The organism is Sneathiella sp. (assembly GCF_047631475.1).
Taxonomy (GTDB): domain Bacteria; phylum Pseudomonadota; class Alphaproteobacteria; order Sneathiellales; family Sneathiellaceae; genus Sneathiella.
In genome coordinates, this window is sequence record NZ_JBLHZT010000004.1 from 125,213 (window position 1) to 145,242 (window position 20,030).

13 protein-coding genes are annotated in these 20,030 nt (G+C 49.0%); 6 read left to right on the top strand and 7 right to left on the bottom strand.

Going from position 1 to position 20,030, the window contains the following annotated elements:
* Window positions 1–48 precede the first annotated feature (48 nt).
* Together ACJAYR_RS02940 and ACJAYR_RS02945 are read left to right on the top strand one after the other, a co-directional pair.
* Entirely contained in the window at window positions 49–717 is a 669-nt protein-coding gene (locus ACJAYR_RS02940; RefSeq protein WP_415235213.1) for a DUF1223 domain-containing protein, read from the top strand.
* Window positions 718–809: 92 nt separating this feature from the next.
* Window positions 810–1,634 (top strand): NUDIX hydrolase, encoded by an 825-nt coding sequence (locus ACJAYR_RS02945; protein ID WP_415235214.1) that lies wholly within the window; start codon window positions 810–812, stop codon window positions 1,632–1,634.
* Here ACJAYR_RS02945 and ACJAYR_RS02950 read toward each other — a convergent pair whose 3' ends face one another.
* The 3 genes from ACJAYR_RS02950 to htpG form a co-directional block, all read right to left on the bottom strand.
* The gene (locus ACJAYR_RS02950; protein ID WP_415235215.1) at window positions 1,635–1,955 is read right to left on the bottom strand and encodes a hypothetical protein; all 321 of its coding nucleotides are present in this window, start codon (window positions 1,953–1,955) and stop codon (window positions 1,635–1,637) included.
* Window positions 1,939–3,018, bottom strand: a complete 1,080-nt coding sequence (locus ACJAYR_RS02955) for a hypothetical protein (RefSeq protein WP_415235216.1) — start codon at window positions 3,016–3,018, stop codon at window positions 1,939–1,941. Before ACJAYR_RS02955 ends, ACJAYR_RS02950 begins: the two co-directional genes overlap by 17 nt.
* 129 nt (window positions 3,019–3,147) lie before the next feature.
* Window positions 3,148–5,028, bottom strand: coding sequence for a molecular chaperone HtpG (gene htpG, locus ACJAYR_RS02960; protein WP_415235217.1), 1,881 nt, complete (start codon window positions 5,026–5,028; stop codon window positions 3,148–3,150).
* A gap of 348 nt (window positions 5,029–5,376) precedes the next feature.
* Here htpG and ACJAYR_RS02965 point away from each other — a divergent pair, with 348 nt between their 5' ends.
* Together ACJAYR_RS02965 and ACJAYR_RS02970 are read left to right on the top strand one after the other, a co-directional pair.
* The gene (locus ACJAYR_RS02965) at window positions 5,377–6,111 is read left to right on the top strand and encodes a UTRA domain-containing protein (RefSeq protein WP_415235218.1); all 735 of its coding nucleotides are present in this window, start codon (window positions 5,377–5,379) and stop codon (window positions 6,109–6,111) included.
* Window positions 6,112–6,222: 111 nt separating this feature from the next.
* Window positions 6,223–6,876 (top strand): response regulator, encoded by a 654-nt coding sequence (locus tag ACJAYR_RS02970; RefSeq protein ID WP_415235219.1) that lies wholly within the window; start codon window positions 6,223–6,225, stop codon window positions 6,874–6,876.
* Window positions 6,877–6,894: 18 nt separating this feature from the next.
* Here the strand turns inward: ACJAYR_RS02970 and ACJAYR_RS02975 are convergent, their stop codons facing one another.
* Window positions 6,895–8,391: a hypothetical protein gene (locus ACJAYR_RS02975; RefSeq protein WP_415235220.1), complete on the bottom strand. Its 1,497-nt coding sequence runs from the start codon at window positions 8,389–8,391 to the stop codon at window positions 6,895–6,897.
* A gap of 248 nt (window positions 8,392–8,639) precedes the next feature.
* Between ACJAYR_RS02975 and ACJAYR_RS02980 the strand changes: the two genes are divergently transcribed.
* Window positions 8,640–9,173: a glycine cleavage system protein R gene (locus ACJAYR_RS02980; RefSeq protein ID WP_415235221.1), complete on the top strand. Its 534-nt coding sequence runs from the start codon at window positions 8,640–8,642 to the stop codon at window positions 9,171–9,173.
* 42 nt (window positions 9,174–9,215) lie between these two features.
* Here the strand turns inward: ACJAYR_RS02980 and ACJAYR_RS02985 are convergent, their stop codons facing one another.
* Complete coding sequence (locus ACJAYR_RS02985; protein WP_415235222.1) at window positions 9,216–12,008, bottom strand: CHASE3 domain-containing protein; 2,793 nt, start codon at window positions 12,006–12,008, stop codon at window positions 9,216–9,218.
* 362 nt (window positions 12,009–12,370) lie between these two features.
* Between ACJAYR_RS02985 and ACJAYR_RS02990 the strand changes: the two genes are divergently transcribed.
* Window positions 12,371–13,153, top strand: coding sequence for an enoyl-CoA hydratase/isomerase family protein (locus ACJAYR_RS02990; RefSeq protein ID WP_415235223.1), 783 nt, complete (start codon window positions 12,371–12,373; stop codon window positions 13,151–13,153).
* Window positions 13,154–13,189: 36 nt separating this feature from the next.
* Here ACJAYR_RS02990 and ACJAYR_RS02995 read toward each other — a convergent pair whose 3' ends face one another.
* Together ACJAYR_RS02995 and ACJAYR_RS03000 are read right to left on the bottom strand one after the other, a co-directional pair.
* The gene (locus ACJAYR_RS02995; RefSeq protein WP_415235224.1) at window positions 13,190–13,771 is read right to left on the bottom strand and encodes a PhnA domain-containing protein; all 582 of its coding nucleotides are present in this window, start codon (window positions 13,769–13,771) and stop codon (window positions 13,190–13,192) included.
* A gap of 141 nt (window positions 13,772–13,912) precedes the next feature.
* The gene (locus tag ACJAYR_RS03000; protein WP_415235225.1) at window positions 13,913–19,921 is read right to left on the bottom strand and encodes a FecR domain-containing protein; all 6,009 of its coding nucleotides are present in this window, start codon (window positions 19,919–19,921) and stop codon (window positions 13,913–13,915) included.
* Window positions 19,922–20,030 lie beyond the last annotated feature (109 nt).

Sequence of the window (20,030 nt, forward strand, 5' to 3'; positions counted from 1 at the left end):
AAACAGGCAGCATACATTTTTTTAGTCGCGTTATTTTTTGCCCTGGGTATGAATTCAGCAATCGCTCTGGACGTCCGGCAACCTAAAACAGTCATTGAACTTTACACCTCTCAAGGGTGCTCCTCATGCCCCCCTGCGGACAAACTAATGGGAGAAATTGTTCAGAAACCAGATGTTCTGGGACTTTCGTTTGCCGTGACCTACTGGGATTATATTGGCTGGAAAGACACCTTTGCCAATTCAGAGAATGATGCTCGCCAGACCCGCTATCGGGATCAGTTTGGCGCCCGCTACGTATATACCCCGCAAATGGTCGTCGCCGGTGCGGATCATTTTGTAGGCTCTAACGCCCATGAACTTGAGCAGAACCTCCTCGCTTTCAAGGGACATGCTGAACAAATCAAACTGACATGGCGCATTGACGGCAGCCGTCTTTTTATAAACTTGCCTGACCATTTAAACGGCGCAACCATTTGGCAGGTGGATATCGATCACAAACAAGAGGTTCAGATTGGCCGGGGTGAAAATACCGGGAAGTCCATCACGTATCATAATATTGCCCGCCGGACACAACCGTTGGAAAACTGGGACGGGCACCGCAAAACAATTCAACTGGATTTGGCGGCTTTGATGGAGGAAGGTCGCGACGGATGTGCTATTTTAATTCAGGAGCGCGGCTTTGGGCCGATCATTGCCGCACTGGAGATTGACCTTTAATCCAGAAGACAACAACGAAAGGCAAGCATGCCCTTGCCTGAGGGTTCAAACACGCGCTATAAACGGGAAAAGAGAAATAAAAACAGGTGCGCATGATGTCCAAAACCCCGTCTCCATTAAAACCGGCCGCTACCGTTCTTCTTGTCCGCGATTGCGACGACTTACAGGATAATATCGAGGTTTTTATGGTGGTCCGGCATCATCAGATTGATTTTGCCTCGGGTGCTTTGGTTTTTCCTGGCGGGAAAGTGGACGATGCAGATTTAAATCCGGCTCTTTTCGCACATCTTCCCGGACAACAGGAAACAGAGGATCCGCTCCTCTCGTTCAAAATCGCTTCTATTCGCGAAGCCTTTGAAGAATGCAACATTTTGCTCGCTCGAAACAAAGAAACCCAGTCTTTGATCACTCCAGACCGACTCTCAGGATTGGTGGACACCTATCGTCAGGACATGCAGTCCGGTAAAATTGATATTCTGTCCATGGCAAAAGCCGAAAATCTTGAACTTGCAACAGATTTGCTGGCCCATTATTCACATTGGCTAACGCCAACCTTCATGCCAAAGCGTTTCGACACCCATTTCTTCATCGCCAAGGCGCCGCCGGAACAGCTGGCCGTTCATGACGGGGAGGAATCTGTTGATTCTGTCTGGATCGGACCAAACGCGGCTTTGCAAGCGGCCAAGGAAAAAGAATATACGATCATCTTCCCGACCTTGATGAATATCGAATATCTGACCCGCTATACATCGGCTGATGATGCGATTGCCCGCGCTTCGGAAACCGACACGGTTTCTGTCCTTCCTGAACTGGAAACAACAGAAAAGGGTAAGTTCCTCAATATCCCGGCTGAGGCGGATTACAGTATCACCCGCCGGGCAATTGATCCCATGATGGACCCTGACCGAAAAAAATAGTCAGAACAGGCCCAGCACCAACGATAGCCCTTTGAGCAGCCCCGTGATGGTCTCACTTGTTTGTCTGGCCTCCGCAGCCCATTGTTGTATCTCGCGAAATCCTTCTTCTGACGTTTGAAAGTCTGCTGTCAGGGCCACAAACGGGTCCGTGCGTGCCGTCATCCGCTGTGTTTGCAAATGCTGTATCTCCAGATAAACCGATTGCTGCGCTTTGAGCAAAGTAATTTGTTTGTCTCGCGGCAGACTGGCGATATCTTGGGCGTTCAATTTTTCCTGACAGTTTAGCAAAATTCGATAGGCTTCTTTATAACTGGTCGGCATAACGGTTCTCATCTGACAGTTTTGTAAAATAGTCCAACAACGTTTTTTGGCGTCCAGATAGCGTCGCAACATAGGCATAAAGCTGTTCGGTAAACGACGCTTGGGACAGGTATGATTTTTCCATGGCGCCGCCAGCTTCCCTTTCACCCGCCTCGATTTGAAGGCGCACTGCCAATTGTGCATGCGCCTGCAACATAAGAAGAAGACTTTCCTGAAGATCAGCGATCAGGCTGTCCTGCAAACGGCCGAATTTCTGGATCGCCATCACTTTTCCAACAAGGGCCCTGCGCTCATCCTTCCTGGCTTTATCATTGGTGCTCAGCAATTGAAGCCGTTGACGCAACGTTATCAAATTTGCGTCCACCGCAGCTTTCATCAATCCACGTATGCCGCCCCGGCAAAGCGTCGGTTTTTTAAAATCCAACTCACCCAGTAAAGCCGGTGTTGAGAATCGGCACCGCGCTACCAGATCAGCCGATGACCCCAAATCTGCAAAAAACAGATAGACAAGCTGACGAATATGAACCTGTGTTTCTTTGGTTAGCTCTGACAGCTTTCGAGTTGTCCTTGGCAGGAAGAGGATCTTGGCAAACCCTGTCATCGACGTTGTAAGCGCCGCGGCCTGAGAGGGGTCCAACGAATGGGAAAGGTTAAAGTCAGCAGGCTTCAACGTTTCCATAACGTGATAGGAGGACAGGCCCACCGATAGAATTGCCTCAGGTGTTTCTGTCGATAAAACATTGGAGAGCCGATAGGCATAGAGCCTTAACAGATCCAGAACCTTTTTTCGGGCCAGACGCGCGGCATCAGACAAAAGCGGCTCAGCAATCAACGCAGGCGATCCACCAAGCGTTAATTGCAAATCAATGCTATCGCTTAAAGACAACTGATGAATGTCTTCGAGCATTTCATATTGAGTGTTAATGAGCACCGACAACAGATCAACAGAGCGGCGAAAGGTGTTGGCATCACTGGATAGTTTCGGGCTCACGCCAACCGCACAGCCTCCGAGCAGCCAAAGCAGGCTTGCTGCAAATACTATTTTTTTCGTCAAGCCTGTCATAGCGATACCTGAAAATATGATCAGTTATCTCTATGACTGTTGTCAGGGGGAAATAGTGAATTCTAAATTTGAAAAAATCTTAAAGGCGACCCGTCAAAGCCGCCTTTAAGAAGATCATTTTTACTGAAATCAGAGGCCGGAAGCCATGAAATCAGCCATTCTTTTCGAAAACAGAACAGGGTCCGATACCGGATCCCCTTCTACGATATAAGCCTGATCCAACAACAGAAGCGCAGCATTAGAGACTTGCGGCGATGCACTGTCTTTTTCAATTTTTTCCGCCAGCTTACGGATAAGGGCGTGATCAGGATTAATTTCCAAAATACGCTGAGAGGGCCCTCCGCCCAGTTGTTTATGGGCTTTCAGAACCTTTTCCAGATGGATATCCATATCCCCTTCATCAGCAACCAGACAAACCGGACTGTCGGTTAGCCGGGAAGAAGAACGAACATCTTTCACTTTACCATCAAGGGTCTGTTTGAAAGCGGCTATCAATGTAGAAAGATTTGGCGACGGTTCTTTTTTATCGTCCTTATCCTCATTACTGTCCTTGCCTTTCATTTTATCCAGTTCAGCAGAACCCCGCGTGACTGATCTGAATTCCTTGCCATCAAACTGGCTATGACGGCTGAGCCAGAAGCTGTCAACGGGATCACTCAGGAGCAATACATCAACATCTTTGGCTTTAAAGCCTTCCAGTTGAGGGCTTTGTTTAAGCGCATCCAGATCATCCCCGGTGATGTAGTAGATAGCATCCTGCCCCTCTTTCATACCCGAAACATATTCATCCAGTGTGACAGCTTTATCCGACCCTGTTGAATTGAAACGCGACAGTTTCAAAAGGCGTTCACCGTTCTCGTTATCTTCGTAGATGCCTTCTTTCAGAACGGCCCCAAAGTTTGACCAGAATTTCGCAAAACCCTCTTCGTCCTTTTTGGCGCGTTTTTCCAGCTCACCAATCACCTTCTTCACCAGCCCGGATTTGATTTTCATCAATACCGGATTGTTCTGCAGCATTTCGCGGCTCACATTCAATGGCAGATCTTCGGAATCCACCACGCCTTTAAGAAATCGCAAATAGGCCGGGATCAGCTCTTCGCACTCGTCCGTAATGAAGACGCGTTTTACATAAAGTTTAAGGTTCGATTTTCGCTCTGCATTAAACAGATCAAAAGGCGGCTGTTCGGGGATAAACAGCAGCATGCTATATTCGATGATCCCTTCCACCCGACTATGCAAGGTTGCCCAAGGGGTATCAAACGCCTGTCCGACATGATGATAAAATTCAGTATATTGCTCTTCGGTAATTTCTGATTTCGGACGGGTCCAAAGCGCGCTTGCCGTATTGACCACATCTTCAGCCGCATCAGGCTCATCATCGGCTGATTTCAAAATAACCGGAAGCGCGATATGGTCGGCGTAGGTTTTAATAACGGAACGAACGCGCTGCGGCTCCAGAAATTCTGCCGCCTCTTTTTTCAAAAAGAGAGTGATTGTCGTACCACGTTCTTCTCTGTCGCTTTCCGCCAGCGTGAAAGATCCCTGTCCATCAGAAATCCAGGTATGCGCTTTTTCTTCACCCGCCTTGCGGCTGGTCACTTCCACTTTTTCAGCGACCATGAAAGACGAATAGAATCCGACACCAAATTGACCAATGGCTGTCAGATCCTTGGTTTCGTCACCGGTTAGCTTGGACATGAAATTGGACGTACCCGAGCGCGCAATGGTTCCAAGATTCTCGATCATCTCCTGATCCGTCATGCCTAGACCATTATCGTCAACAGTCAGCGTGCCCGCCGCCTTATCCAGAAGAACTTTTACCCGGAATTTAGGGTCTTCCTTGATCAATTCCGGCTGTGTAAGCGCAAGATATCTTAGGCGATCGCAAGCATCCGACGAGTTGGAGATCAGCTCCCTTAGGAAAATTTCCTTTTCGCTGTACAGGGAGTGGGTGACAATGTGCAACAACTTGGCAACTTCGGCCTGAAACTCATGTGTCTGTTCGGTCATTTTTTTCTTTTCTCACAACGATTGAAAGTTCATCCCTCTATATGAAGAGAAGAAACGATTGGATCAAGTCTTGACCCCAAGATTGTAAGGCAATTTTTTTGTTTCCGGGAAAAAATGAAAAGGGTCCACTTCGAGGGGCGCAAAAAATTCGAAGTGGACCCACTTGATCATCAACCGATGTGTGTAGATGGTGTTGATCAGCCATTAGCATATATTTATTTGGAATGATCGTTCAAGTAAAAAAAGACGGTCAGTGTCATTTTCTTAGCCTGCCCCAATAATTGGCTTTCACAAGATCCGTTCCCATGCGTCCTCCTAAACAGCAACGACTGCATAAGAGGACCATTTATGGAACACGCCATTTTGAAACACCACGATCCTAAAACCGTAAAACCCCCTCAACCCCTGTACAAACAGGTCAAGGATCTTGTGATCGACAAAATTCTGAAGAACGAATGGCCTCCCTACTCGCAAATTCCGTCAGAACACAGTTTCGTTCGGGATATGAAGATTTCGCGGATGACCATTCACCGTGCTCTTCGGGAATTAACGCAGGAAGGCTATCTGGACCGGATACAGGGCGTTGGTACTTTCGTTGCTGAATCACGACCCAGCAAAGTCGCCAAATCCATCAAGGAAGTTGATGTCGCCATTCGCAGTCGTGGAAATATTCACAGCTGTGCTGTCCACTTCCTGCAGGCCGAACCAATTGGTCCAGAAGGCTCGTCCCTTTTACATATCCCTGAAGGCGAGACAGTGTTTCGTCTGTATTGCGTTCACCGGGAAAACAACATGCCTGTTATGCTGGAAGATCGGTATGTTCATCCAGAATTGGCCCCCGATTTCCTGTCCTTGGACTTTTCCAGCCAAACCGCGGACGCCTATTTCCAGAAGACCTTTAATCTTTTGTCAGATGATCACAAAATAGAAGCGGCCCTTACAACACCCGAAGCAATCCATTTTCTCGAATTAGAACAAGCCGTTCCATGTCTACGGCACAACCGAAGAACTTGGATCGGAAATCAAATTCTTTCTTCCGTGCAATATATTTATCCAAGTAATCGACACCAAATTACATGGTGATTTTTTAATCATTTCGCGTTATTGGTGCATTTCCCCTTGGTTTATTTACCTATACAATGGTATCGGTTTGTGGTATAAAAATGTCCCAGAGTTTAGGAACAGATTTCAGGCATGAAAATATTAATTGCGGATGATCATCCACTGTATCGTATGGCGTTGTCAGGCTTGCTTTCACAACTTGATGCGAAGACCGACATAGTCGACTGTAATGATTTCAACGAATTACAGGCTGAGATGCTGAACGCGGCTGATTTGCCGGACCTTATTGTCCTAGACATTCAAATGCCGGGTGCGTCATTTCAGGATGCTTTGAAAAAACTGAAACGGGATCATCCCTCCATTCCTGTGGTGGTCGTTTCTGCATCTGAAGAAATTGGTGATATGACCGAATCCTTGCGATTAGGGGCCCACGGGTACATTCCCAAATCATCAACAAGAGAAGTCCTTGTGAGCGCTATCCGGCTTGTGTTATCAGGCGGTAAATACATTCCCTCACAGGCCTTTAACCTGCCAGACACAAAAGTTGCCGCCAATACAGGGCGCCGTTCTAAACAGGTATCAGAACAATCGCAAGCGACCCAACATCTGACGCGCCGACAAAAGAATGTTCTGGAACTTATGGCACAAGGGCAGTCAAACAAGGAAATTGCGGCTGGTCTGAACCTGGCCGAAAGTACGGTGAAGGTTCATATTACAGCCATTTTCCGCACGCTGGGTGTCAGCAACCGGACCCAAGCTGTTCTTCAAGCGCGCGAAATTGCCTGATCCGATTTACCGATTGATTTATTGAGCTGCCGCGAGGCTGGCAGAACTGTTTGACAGTGATTTTGCCGCCGTTTTTCCGGCCCCTTGTGCATTGCTTGTATAGAGATTCTTAAGAGCATCCGTTACAAGTTCGTGGGTGAAATGCGGGTCCATACCCTGATACTTACAAGCGGACAGAACCTGATCAATAATAAATTTGGGCTGATAGCAAGCGAGCTCAAAACTGTTTTTAACCTGAAGCTCGTCTATGACAATATCCAAAATTTCTTCCGTCATTTCCAGACCGCGCGACGCAGCCACTATTTTAAAGATATCAAAATATTGACTTTTATTCGGACCAACGGTTTCAAGTTTGTATGGAATACGACGCAAAAAAGCGGGGTCCATCAGGTCATCGGGCGACAGGTTGGTTGAGAAGATAACCAGCTCGTCGAACGGCAACTGAAAACTTTTACCCGTATGCAATTTCAGAAAATCAATCCGACTTTCCAGTGGCACAATCCAGCGATTAAGAAGCTCTTCCGGGCTCACCAACTGGCGCCCAAAGTCATCGATAATAAAGGTACCGTTGGAAGCCTTCACATGAAGGGGCGCTTCATAGTATTTTGCGTGCGCGTTAAAGCTGAGATCCAACATCTCAAGGGTCAATTCACCGCCTGTAATGACGATCGGTCGTTCACACGGAACCCAACGGCCATCGAACTCTTCGCGCCGCAAACCGCTTTTAGGGAGTTCTTCAGACTCTTTGAGTACAGGGGTATGGATCGCCGGATCAAAAACCTTGATAATCTGGCCATCCACTTCAAAGCAATAGGGGATATAGATAATATTGGCAAAGATGTCAGCCACCTTTTCGGCAACCGTCGTTTTCCCGTTCCCGGGAGGGCCATATAGAAGGATGCTTTTGCCGGCATTGATACCGGGGCCGAGACGGCGAACGAAATCTTCTGCGATCACGAGCTTTTCAAAACTCTTTTCGATTTTCGATTGCTCGACACGCTCGTTCGTAATTTTCTGTTGAACAATCCGGTCCTGATAATTTTCCAACGAAACCGGCGCCGGCCCAACATACTGATTCTGCTGCAACGATTCCAATGCAAACCGGCGCCCAGCTTCCGTCATAACGTACCGGTTTTCTGAAAATGTTGACTGGTCGGTTGTCCCCAACGCTTCAAGAAACTTCCTGTCGCCAGCTTCCTGTATCAATCGGTTTATCACCGGCACCGGCAACTTGATGGCAGCCGAAAACTCTGACGCGGTTTCAAGGCTATTCACGTAGATCGCCTTAAACATGATGCGGAGCAAATTTGCTGATTGAATTCCTGTGTCGGCAATTGTTTTGGGCGCTTGCGGTGCTTCATAGATTATTTTGTCGAGCTGATCCTGGCTTAAGACACCAAGCGCAACAAGGTTGTCTCCCAGGCGTCCACCATTTTCTTTTTGTCTGTGGGATGCAAGTTCTATATCCGCCGCTGTAACAAGGCCATGAGCCAACAACAGATCACCGATCAGCATTTTCTACTCTCCATTATGGAATTATACACCGGGGAAATAGGCTTTAAATTCCCTGCTAAGAGTATCGCGCCTTTTCGTTAACGCTGGGTTAGGAAATAGAGAAATTTTAATACAATCAGCAATTCAATGCCCCACATCCCGCATTTTTAAGGACAAAGGCTCCATAAAAAGCATATTCGATTTCCGCCCGTGACGTGATTGTGTACACTGTAGAGAAACAGCAACCATTTTTGCCTATAGGGATTATCATGAGCCGTTATAAAGCCCTTCTTTCCGTCTATTCTCAAGATCGCGTTGGCCTTATCTCACAAGTTACAGGACATCTTTTTGACAGAGGGGCCAATCTGGGCGATACGACATTTGCAATTTTGGGAAAGGGCGGTGAATTCACCAGTATCCTTGAAATTCCGGGTGATCTGAGCGAACAGGATCTGATGGATGGCCTTCATTCTGTTTCTGGCCTTGAAGATGCCAAGATCGACATAAAACGGTTTAGTATCCGAAATTCGGAAACGCCCCCGAAAGAAATAACCCATCGCATCAAATGTGAAGGGGAAGACCAGCCTGGCTTACTTGCCCGGCTTTCTGAAGTCTTTATCAACTTTGATTCCAACATCGTGCGATTGAAATCTGATCAGATGGAAACCCCAAGCGGGAACCGCTTTATTACCCGCTTCTCTGTCAACATTCCGAAAGAACGCGCTGATAATTGTCTGGCCGCCCTTGGCAATACCGCAGAAGGGCTGGGCCAATCTCTCTCATTTGAAGCTGTAAAACGATAAAGAGAGGCGCGTCTAAGCGCGCCTCCCAATATACTTTGGATTTTACGCTGAGCGAACACTCTTAAGGAACAAGGCGACCTGCTCGTTCAGTTCCTGAGATTGTTCTGCCAGACTGTTGGATTGCTCCAGCATATGCCCAGCCGAGCTTCCAGTTTCCTGCGAAGACCGGGTGACGTTTGAAATGTTTGTCGTCACTTCATTGGTTCCAGAGGAAGCTTCACCGGCACTCCGTGTAATTTCGTCAGTCGACGCGGACTGCTCTTCAATCGCCGCAGCGATCGCCGCGGAAATCTCATCCATCTGACCAATGGTCGTCGAGATATTCTGAATAGCATCAACAGATTGCTGTGTTGCGCCCTGAATACCGCTGATCTGGCTTGAAATTTCCTCAGTTGCCCGTGCTGTTTGCGATGCCAGATTTTTAACCTCGCTTGCAACAACCGCAAAGCCTTTACCTGCGTCACCCGCTCTGGCGGCCTCGATGGTTGCGTTCAACGCCAGCAGGTTCGTCTGCTCTGCAATGTCCGTAATCAAAGCGACCACTTCGCCAATTTTCTGAGAAGATTCTACCAGGAACTGAATTTGTTCATGGGTATCTTCCGCCTGCTTCACTGCATCACCAGCAACGCGTGTAGACTGGTTTACCTGCTGACTGATTTCCCGAATGGAGCTGGACATCTCTTCAGCAGCAGACGCCACAGTTTGAACATTACTAGAGGCCAGCTCTGCCGCACTCAATGCGCCAGAGGTTTGCAGATTGCTTTCTTCTACCGTATTCAACATCTGTTGCGATGAAGACTGCATATCCTTTGCGGCCTCGGCAACAGTCGAAGCAATGGTTCCGACTGAGGCTTCAAACTCAGAGGCCAGTTTAAGCAGATTTTCGCGATTTTCGTTTTCCTGACGCTCTTTTTCTGCCACAGCTTCCATTTCACGACGCTGTTTCTCTTCCGCTTCCTGAGCCTCGCGTTCACGCTGTGCAGCTGCATTTTTCTCAGCTTCGCTCCGCAGGCGTTCCGCCTCAATCGCATTGTCTTTAAAGATAGACATCGCTTTGGCCATTTCTCCGATTTCATCTTTCGTATCAGAGGAAGGCACTTCCGCATCAAGCTTGCCGTTTGCAAGTTCGTTCATCGCGGTTGTCATTTTCCGAATTGGGTTTGCAATGCCATTTCCGATGAAGAAGGCCAACGCCAACCCAATCGCAATTGCACCAAGCACGCACAAGCCGATGATCAAGTATGTGTTTGTAACCGCTGCTTCACTGGCTTGCTGCCGCTCCAGCATCTGGTCGCGTTCAACCTGCTGAAATTCGTTCATAACCGTGCGGAACTCGCTGAAATATTTCTGCCCGCGTGCCTGACCAACAAGGTCGGCCATATCGTCCATGGTTTTTGCATCACCAATACGGGCGCGCAAGGCGATCGTCACATCCGCAACATCTTTTTGCCACCCTGTCATTGTTTTTTCAGCAGCTTCCAGAAGGGAAAGCTGACTGGCGTCCTCTTTCATTCGGCTTTTCAGGTCTGAAACCGCTTTTTTAAAGGCAACGGCGCCATCTTTATAAGGCTGCAAGAACCCATCTTGACCGGACAGCAGATATCCGCGCATGCCTGTTTCCATATCAACCGCAGCCAGCAATGTTGCTTCTATCTTTGTAATCAGCGAATAGGTTTCAGAAACTTTCTGTTCGTTTACGATCATCGTAACCAAACCCGCCTCGACCTTTTGTTCAGCCGCCAGCGCATCTGATTTTCTATAATGTACGCGTTCAGTTTCTTTTTGAGAAATCGCCCCGAGTGCATTTTTGAAAGCTTCCAGTTTATCCGCGGCCACATTCGCACCAATAAAACCGTTAAGCTGAATCAGATTTTTCGTACCATTATCAACGCCTTCCCTCAAGGCAATCGCCGGTTTGACCGCCGTTTCGACCCACTCGTAAATAAATTCGTCAGCTTCAACAACTTTCTTCACATGATCCGGATCTTCTTCAACGACAAGTCCAAGCACCTCAAGTTCTGCAAACATGATGTCTTCGGCTTGCTGATAATCGTCTTTAAACTTCTCGTTCCCGCCGATCAGATACCCCCGTAATCCGGACTGCATCTGAGTAATGTAGTTTTCGATACGCGAGACGGCGGTCAGAATTGATTGCGTATACTCCACCGCCGCAGCAGCCTCTTTCACAACAGCGAACTGCTGTTTCACAGCGTCTTTCGCTTCAGAGAATTCAGCATTGCGTGTGGCAAGGCGTTCCTGTTCAATTTTAATCAGGTCGGAAAGCTGCTTTCTGAATTTCTCGAAATAGACTTTACCTTTTGCTTGTCCAACCAATTTCGCCATGTCATTCATGGTCGGAGCATCGCCAATTTGATGGCGTAGTTCTATGGTCGGTTCGGTCACATCTTTTTGCCAATTTCGGAGAATTTCTTCCGCTTTTTCAAGACGGGCAAGTTGCTCTGGGTTGTTTGTCTGAAAAGCCTTGAGCTCTTCGATCAACGCATAGGTTTCTGTTTCACCGTTCTTATAGGGAGTGAGGAAGTCTTCCTGACCGGCAAGAAGGTACCCGCGCATGCCTGTTTCCATATTCACGGCAGAAGAAACAATCGCTGATGCTTTAGCTTCTGTTGTCCGCGACTCGTCCAAGCGTTTGTTGGTGGAGACCATGGAGTCAATATCCACAACGGCGACAACGCCGACGACCATCAACAAAACAAGCGGTAAACAGATACCTAAGAGAATCTTACTTTTGGTTTTCAAGTTGGAAAACTTTGCCATTACAGCATTATTTTTACGTTTTTTGTCCGTTGAAACACCGAGCTTTTCCTTTGCCATGGTTCCCACAATCCTCTTTTTCACCATGTCCAGACGACACCGTCTGGAAGCATTTTATTTATGGTTCAGCGCAACAACCCACATGCCAAACCCCCTTTTTAGATTTGGGAAAAGAGTGCCCCGAAAAAATTAACATGTACTTAAACATGACAATTTTCTCACGTATTTTAAAATTCATTATTTATTTCAAAGGCTTAATTTTTAAAAATTTCATAAAATACCGTACATTGCACTCAATCTCACCGCTCGTTATGATAATCTGAACAAGAATAACAAAGGGACAGAACCTACCCGGTGGACCTCAGCCAAGGCTTTTCCAAGCCGTAAACTGGATCTTGCAAGGAAGGTTTCTGCATAAAAAAATGACTGAGTTCCAAACACTGAAATATTCTGCCGCCAACATGATTGCCGAGATTACGCTGGATCGACCGCCCCTCAATCTGATCGACGACATTCTCACGCACGAATATCTTTCCGCCCTTGACCTGGCCGATGCCGATGAAAATGTGCGTGTCATCATCCTGAAGGGAGAAGGGCGTGGTCTTTCAGGGGGTGTTGATCTTAAATTCCTTGAAAGCTTTGGCCCAACAGAAATGAAGGACTTTCTCAGCCTTTTTTACATCAAAACCGTCGAGCGAGTGCGTGCGCTATCAAAACCCATCATATGCGCTGTTCAGGGATATGCCCGAGAAGGCGCCTGCACGCTAGCCTTTGCCTGCGATATGATTATTGCGTCAGATGACGCCGATTTCGGGTATCCCGGCGTTCCTAATCTGGCGGCTCCTCCTGGCATGCATGTCTGGCACCTGCAGAAATTAATTGGCCGCATGAAAGCCGCGGAACTGATCTTGACAGGAGATCCCATGCCTGCCGCTCAAGCTGATCAGCTAGGCTTGATCACGCGGATGGTGCCGAGGGAAGATCTGTATTCCGAGACCCGGGCTCTGGCGACAAAATTGACTAAATTGTCGCCCGTCGGACTCAAATCCGCCCGCGAACTCATGTATCGGGTTGAAGACATGGCGTTTAAACAGGTTCCACCGACAGCACTGGACGCAATGGCCGTGGCCTTTGCTTCTGAAGACAGCCGGGAAGCCCGCAAAGCCTATATCGAAAAAAGAGCGCCCGTTTGGAAAGGGCGCTAGTCAACGCCCCACCTGATATCAACGCGATCAATCCTATCAGGTTGATCGCTTGACAAATTGGGTCAGAATAACAATTTGCTGACCACTCACCCGGCCCTCAATATGTTGCGGGTTATCAGGTACCAACGAGATATTACGAACGGCGGTGCCTCGTTTTGCAGTAAACCCAGCTCCTTTCACAGGAAGGTCCTTGATCAGAGTCACCGTGTCCCCCGCCGAAAGAACAGCGCCATTGCTATCTTTGTGGATAACGCCCGGCCCGTCTTCGTATTCCGCAAGACCTGCTTTCGCCCAGTTAAGCTGGTCTTCTTCCAGATAGAGCATATGCAGTAGATCCTGCGCCCAGCTTTCCGCCTTCAGACGGTTTAGTACCCGCCATGCAAGGACTTTCACAGCATCAATATCGCTCCACATGGTTTCGTTCAGGCAATGCCAGTGATGAGGGTTCAGATCTATTTCATTGGCGACCTGTGCTCGACAGGTTTCACAGACAAGGGCTGAGCTCTGTGCGTCGGGAACACCGCTAAGCGAAACATCCAGCACACCAAGCGTGTCTGAGGCACCGCATAATTCGCATTTTGACTGACTTCTTTCAAGGAGATCGGCTTCAAGAGACATCGTTTATTCCGCAGAGTGAACGCAAGAACAGCGTTTCCGCTGTCCTCCCGGGTTTATTTTGGAGGACCCTAGCAGACGGTTTGAGGCAGGGACAGCTGAAACCTGTCCCTGCACCCTATTATTTATTGTGAATTTTTCCGGTTAGGCAACGGACGTTACATCGACGTCCGCCCCCGAAATATCACCCGAGCTGAACTCTGCAACGACCGTATATCCATCGGCGCTTTCGTTATCATCATAATATAGACGGCTACCGTCAAAGATCAGCTTCGCTTCGCCTGTGTTCTGAGCATCTGAATAATCAGCATTGGTACCATCGAAAGCCACGCCTCCAATCGTCGAGAGAAAATCGTCCGCAGCATCGAAGCTTCCATTGAAATCAAACTCCAGACCGTCCAGAACCAATCTGTCCACGCCTGTCTGGAAATCCTCGATCACGTCGCTTGAGCCATTGAAGACTGTATTGAAAGCAACATCAACAGCGTCACTCAACGCATCAAAGAAGAAGCGGTCAACACCATCACCACCGTTCATGGTATCCAACCCTGAACCACCGGTGAGCGAGTCATTGTCGTCCCCGCCGTTCAGCACATCATGACCGACACCACCCTTTAGATCATCATTGCCACTACCGCCATTCAACGTATCGTCACCCGCGCCGCCCATCATCACATCAAAGCCATCCGCACCGTTAAACAGATCATCATAATCCGATCCGGTAATCGCCTCGATGGAAGCAAAGAGATCAATGCCGGTTCCGTCATTGACGGTGCCCGCTCCAGAGCCCACATAATCGACCTGAATACCTTGATCACTGTCGCTGTAATCCAGGCGGTCATATCCAGAACCACCGAAAACCGTGTCGCTGCCTTCACCGGCAAAAACAACGTCTGAACCAGCACCGCCATCCAGACTGTCATCGCCCCCATTACCGACAAGAACGTTGGCAGAGGAAGACCCGGTAAGCATATCACCCAGTGCGCCACCATGAACTTCTTCAATACCACTCAATATATCCGAAGAACCAAAACCGTCGTTCAGGGCGATACCCGTTCCAAGATTGACGTCTACGCTCTGAGTCTGTTCCGCACTGTTGTAAAGGGCGATATCGTAACCCTCTCCACCCTCAATGGTATCGTTTCCAGCGAAACCGGCAAAGGTTTCAACATAATCACGATCACTACCGGTCAGGCTGTCTGCAAAATCAGAACCAACCGCGCCATTAATCCCGCCAAGCAGCGTGTCACTTCCAACATTTGTCGCGCCCAGACTGTCATTTGCAAGTCCAATCCCCAGATTGACCAGAACACCGCCATTCGCAAGCCTGTATTCAATTGTCGTATTGCCGTTTCCTGCAATCAGGTCATTACCATCATTGGCTTCAATGAAGATCTTGGCAGCTTCCTCATCCCCTGAAGGCGCACTAGCCAGCAAGGTATCGTTAAATGCCGAACCAATGACACGTTCGACATTTTGAAGATTATCCGTGCCTGCGCTGCCAGTAACAGCAAAATTACCGCTGAAGCCAACAGAAATACCGCCACTTGCGCCCGCATAAGACGCCGTATCCACACCCTCGCCGCCATCAATGGCATCGTCACCAAGACCGCCAATCAGCAGATCGTCTCCTGCGTCACCAAATAACTGGTCATTTCCTGCACCGCCAGACAGAGTATCATCCCCCGTTCCGCCTAACAGGAGGTCATCACCATTTTCACCGCTTAGCAAGTCATCGATACCGGCATAACCAACAATCAAATCATTTCCACCGGTACCGCCCAATGTCTTACTGATTGTATAAGAATCATATCCGCCGGGTTTTAAAAGATGCGCAGTTGTAATACTGCTGGCACCAAAGAAATCATCGATGGTAAGGCTGGACCCGTCTGTCTGATTAAAGACCAGATCTGAGCCGCCTGCTCGCTCTGCGTTCAGGAAGTCTTCTACCTGGACAGCATCATTACCATCGGTATCGACAGCAATATGATCACCATCTCCCAACGCAAGGACAAAAAGATCATCCCCTTGTCCTCCTTCCAGACGGTTTATTCCTTCACCGCCCATCAGGATGTCATTGGCATCTCCGCCAAGCAGGGTGTCATTCCCGCTTCCACCGCTCAGAACATCCTCTCCATCCTCTCCGAAAAGCAAGTCATTTCCTGCGGTTCCAAAGATCGTATCGTCACCGTCGCCGCCCCGAACGATGTCATCGCCAGCAAGGGCATCAATAAAGTCGCGATCGTCTGTTCCTGTTATTGAATCATTCCCCGGCGTAGGCACACCGGAAATACCATCATCCAAAATAGTTGTTACGCTATCCGCAACAACGGGCGATACTGAAACACCTGTTCCGCTGATACCGCTGATAGACAGATTAAAGGTCTCAGCCAATTCAATGGCATCTTCACCAGCCAGTAACAGATCAAAATCGATGTTTAGTGCGCCGCCCGTAAAGGCTGCGGTATCGGAGATGGTAACAGTAACGCTGTTTCCATTCCCAGAGAAAGATACACCATCCGGCAGATCGTTTAACGCATCTGCAAGTGTTTCCGATAAATCGGACGCGTCCGCGGATCCAAAATCAACAGCCAGATCAAATTGCACTGAAGAGGCCACAGGCAATGACGCAAGCCCGACAGCCAAACCGGCAAGCACAATCGTATAGCTGGCGGCCTGCCCTTCCAGTTTAGACTGGCTATTCGAGGCAAAGGAAAGGGAAAGTTCATCCTGATCTTCGATCGTGGTTGTAACAGAGGTATTGGCTCCCAGAACGGCAGCACCACCATCTGAAATATCTGGATTTTCAAGCCCAAGCGTGAACGGCTCGGAGGCTTCAACACTGTCGCCGCCGGTAAGTGCCAGAGAGAAATCCAATTGGGAAACACTGCTGTCAAAGGTGACGGTATTTCCAACAACAGTAACCCCGTCAACCAACGCTGCGGCTGTTGCCAAGGCCGCAAGAAGGTCACCATAATCCTGAGTATCCGTATCGATATCCGTAAGCGTCACATCAACCGAAACGGTCTCTTCCGGGGGCATCGTTCCGCTATAGGTCAGGGAGTAATTTGCAAAACTTCCTTCGGATACGATCTCCTGATCCGTTGTCAGAGAGAAGGTAATAAAGGCAGGGTCAATATTCGTGACTGATGTCTGTATTACATTATTATCGGTGTCAACTTCAGTGGCGACACCAGTCTCTGAGGCGCTGCCGGTCAGGCTGACAGAAAAACTTTCCGTTCCCTCTACAAGACCATCAACAAGGGCGTCTACCGTAAAATCAAGAGAGCTCACCGTGTGATCAAAAGTAAGGGTCGTCCCGTCCAGCGTCACACCTGAGGTCGCAGAGACGGCTGCGTTCAAGGCGGCGACCAAAGGCCCCAGATCCGACGCCTCTGTGCTGATATGATCAAGAGACACAGTGACACTGGCTGTCTCTCCCGCGGCCAGCGTTCCCGCATAACCAACGGTATAGGTTGCACCGTTACCTTCAACAACCAGGTCCGAGCCGGTCAAACCAAACACGATCCCGTCAGCCGCTGCGTCAGAAATATTGGTTGTAACATTCCCGGTATTAATGGAGCCTGTCGCGACACCATCCACTTGGGAATTAAAGATAACCAACGAATAGTCTTCAGTGCCTTCAGCAAGGCCATCGACCGCAAGCGGGATGTCAAAACTAAAGGATTGAGGCGCGCTGCTTGTAAATGTCAGACGGTTTCCAACAGCCGTGACGCCCGCTACTGCATCCGCTGCAGCAGACAATTGATCATTCAGGGCTGCAGCGAGATCATCGCTCGCGGCGGAACCCGTCACAACAGCAACATCTATAGAGGCTTCACTTCCTGTTCCCAGCGTGACGCCCGAAAAAGAAACTGTATAGGTTGCAGACTGGCCCTCACCAACTGTGCTGGACGTCTGTTCTAACGACCATTCGATATTTGCTGCACTCTGATCTGAAATTTCCGTCGTCACATCGAAATTCTTGATAGCCGAAAAAACGCCCATTCCGGCGGGACCGGATCCTCCAGGATTGCTCAAGCCAACGTTGTATTGTTCCGCTGTTTCAATCGGCAGATCCACTGGGATTGGCAACCCAAATGTCAAGGACGTTTCGGATCCGAAACCACCTTCAAACGTGAGCTGTCCCGCCCCGTTGAAGCTTATTCCAGCAGCCCCGTCAGCCGCTGATTGCAGGGCGGTCATGAGGTTTCCGTAGTCAGAAGATGATGTCTCTAAATCGGTGATTGAAACTTGAACTGTGGCCGATTGACCTGCAACAAGCGGTACGCCGCCCAATGAAATTGTATAACTAGCAAGCCCACCCTCATTAACGGCGGCATCTCCACTCAGTTCAAAGGTAACCAGTGAAAAAGCATCATCATCAAAAGACACTTTCTCAATATCAACCAGAGTATCCGATTCCCCGGTATTCAGGTTCTCTAGTCTAAAACCGGTCTCTGTGGCGACAAGGCTGAAGTCACTGCTGCTACCGTCAAAGGCCGCAACATCCTGACCCGCCCCGCCAAAAAGGAGGTCATCACCATACCCGCCAACCAGAGAATCCTGTCCTTCACCACCGAACAGTTGATCATCGCCGCCGCCGCCATAAAGGGTGTCATCCCCTTCTTGACCGTAAAGTGTATCCAGATCACCGGTTGTCGGGTCATCATCGATAATGCGATCGCCATAGATTTCATCGTTACCGGCACCGCCATACAGCAAGTCCACACTGCCTTCACCGCCGGCAACAATGTCGTCTCCGTTGCCGCCGTCGACAGTGTCATCACCGCCATCACCGCTGACGAAATCATCGCCGTCGCCGCCACTGACAAAGTCATCGCCCCCTGCGCCGGAAAGCGTATCATTGCCTCCAAAACCAAAAATGAAGTCGTTGGAAGGCCCTCCGATAAAGGCATCGTCGCCATCGGTGCCAAAGAAATTGAAATCAGACGGGTTGGCCACACCGAGCAATATGTCCCGATCAGAATCGAAACGATTAAAACCTAAACCGGTGCCAATGCCGTTCGGATCTGGGATAAGGCCAATATCTTCTCCGGCAATTTCGGTGATATCCAAATTAGGATCTGCCTGATTAAGGCCTTGATTTGGGTCTCCCTCAACTACTTTAATAAAGTCTTCCAGATCCCCTCTATCGCCGTCGCCGGAACCATCTGAAGGTTGGTTGCCGCCGCCTTCTGGGTTTACATCCAGTCCTTCGTCATCTTCTTCACGACCATCGCGGATATTGATCGTAATTTTCTGGGCATCCAGAATACGCTCGTACCGCGCCTGAATAGCGGCAATCGCCAGCTGCTCGACAGGGGAAAGGCCTAAGGATCCGATCAGGGCAAACTGGCCGGGATCCAGAATAAGCTGTTGCCCGTTGCTGCCGGTGAAAACTGCACCATCCAGCACTGACACCGTTGCGGTACCATCCGGTGCGATATCGACGACAAATTCCGTTCCGCGAATACCAATTGAGCCGTAAGGGACCTTGATTTCAACGTCATCATAGTCGTTCTTGGCAATTTTTCCGGACACAAACGAAATTGCGCCTTTAAGGAAAGAAAGCCCAATGGCGCCATCATTGGATGAATTATCAAAAACAAACTCATCAATGGTCATCCTGGAGGATTCGCCAATCCCCAGAACAGAACCGTCTTTCATCAAGACACCCAAGACGGCATCACTACCTGTCTCAATAATATCATTTTGGTAGATGTCGCTGCCGGGCTGAAGTATTTCGCTTGTCCCGTCTGCATGCTGAACTGTCGCCTGCCCTTCCAGACTTTCAATCGTTCCAACGGGCTCCCCTAAATCGGTCCCACTGGTTGTTGATTGCGCGATCTGACCGGGGCCTGCAAGGCGGGCAACAAAGTCGCCACGGACCATTGCTCCATTTTCGTTGACCAAAGGAAGGTAGGGAGTATCAGAAAAATACCCGTCAATAACCAGCTCACGGCCGAACGCATCCTCAAGCTTCAAATCCTGACCATCGCGTGAATAAGCGGCCTCCAGAATGAATGAACCCATGGGAACAGTATGCGCCGCCTCTATTCCGCGCTCAGCTCCTAATCCCAATCCTAGCGGATTAACTGGATCAGACGTTCCAACATCAGTCGTTCCAACTTCAGTTCGATCAATAGCCATAATACCCCCTTGGCAGGAAAACCCACCGGAAAATAACGAAACCAAATTTGTCTATTCGCAGCCCCCCGGAACGAAAAGACAAACTCTCAAAACACGTCTTACTTGCCGT

Excerpts from the sequence above, each read along its gene's own strand:
- ACJAYR_RS02940 (WP_415235213.1), top strand. The coding sequence starts at position 49 with ATGAATTCAGCAATCGCTCTGGACGTCCGGCAACCTAAAACAGTCATT.
- ACJAYR_RS02945 (WP_415235214.1), top strand. The coding sequence starts at position 810 with ATGATGTCCAAAACCCCGTCTCCATTAAAACCGGCCGCTACCGTTCTT.
- ACJAYR_RS02950 (WP_415235215.1), bottom strand. The coding sequence starts at position 1,955 with ATGCCGACCAGTTATAAAGAAGCCTATCGAATTTTGCTAAACTGTCAG.
- ACJAYR_RS02955 (WP_415235216.1), bottom strand. The coding sequence starts at position 3,018 with ATGACAGGCTTGACGAAAAAAATAGTATTTGCAGCAAGCCTGCTTTGG.
- htpG (WP_415235217.1), bottom strand. The coding sequence starts at position 5,028 with ATGACCGAACAGACACATGAGTTTCAGGCCGAAGTTGCCAAGTTGTTG.
- ACJAYR_RS02965 (WP_415235218.1), top strand. The coding sequence starts at position 5,377 with ATGGAACACGCCATTTTGAAACACCACGATCCTAAAACCGTAAAACCC.
- ACJAYR_RS02970 (WP_415235219.1), top strand. The coding sequence starts at position 6,223 with ATGAAAATATTAATTGCGGATGATCATCCACTGTATCGTATGGCGTTG.
- ACJAYR_RS02975 (WP_415235220.1), bottom strand. The coding sequence starts at position 8,391 with ATGCTGATCGGTGATCTGTTGTTGGCTCATGGCCTTGTTACAGCGGCG.
- ACJAYR_RS02980 (WP_415235221.1), top strand. The coding sequence starts at position 8,640 with ATGAGCCGTTATAAAGCCCTTCTTTCCGTCTATTCTCAAGATCGCGTT.
- ACJAYR_RS02985 (WP_415235222.1), bottom strand. The coding sequence starts at position 12,008 with ATGGCAAAGGAAAAGCTCGGTGTTTCAACGGACAAAAAACGTAAAAAT.
- ACJAYR_RS02990 (WP_415235223.1), top strand. The coding sequence starts at position 12,371 with ATGACTGAGTTCCAAACACTGAAATATTCTGCCGCCAACATGATTGCC.
- ACJAYR_RS02995 (WP_415235224.1), bottom strand. The coding sequence starts at position 13,771 with ATGTCTCTTGAAGCCGATCTCCTTGAAAGAAGTCAGTCAAAATGCGAA.
- ACJAYR_RS03000 (WP_415235225.1), bottom strand. The coding sequence starts at position 19,921 with ATGGCTATTGATCGAACTGAAGTTGGAACGACTGATGTTGGAACGTCT.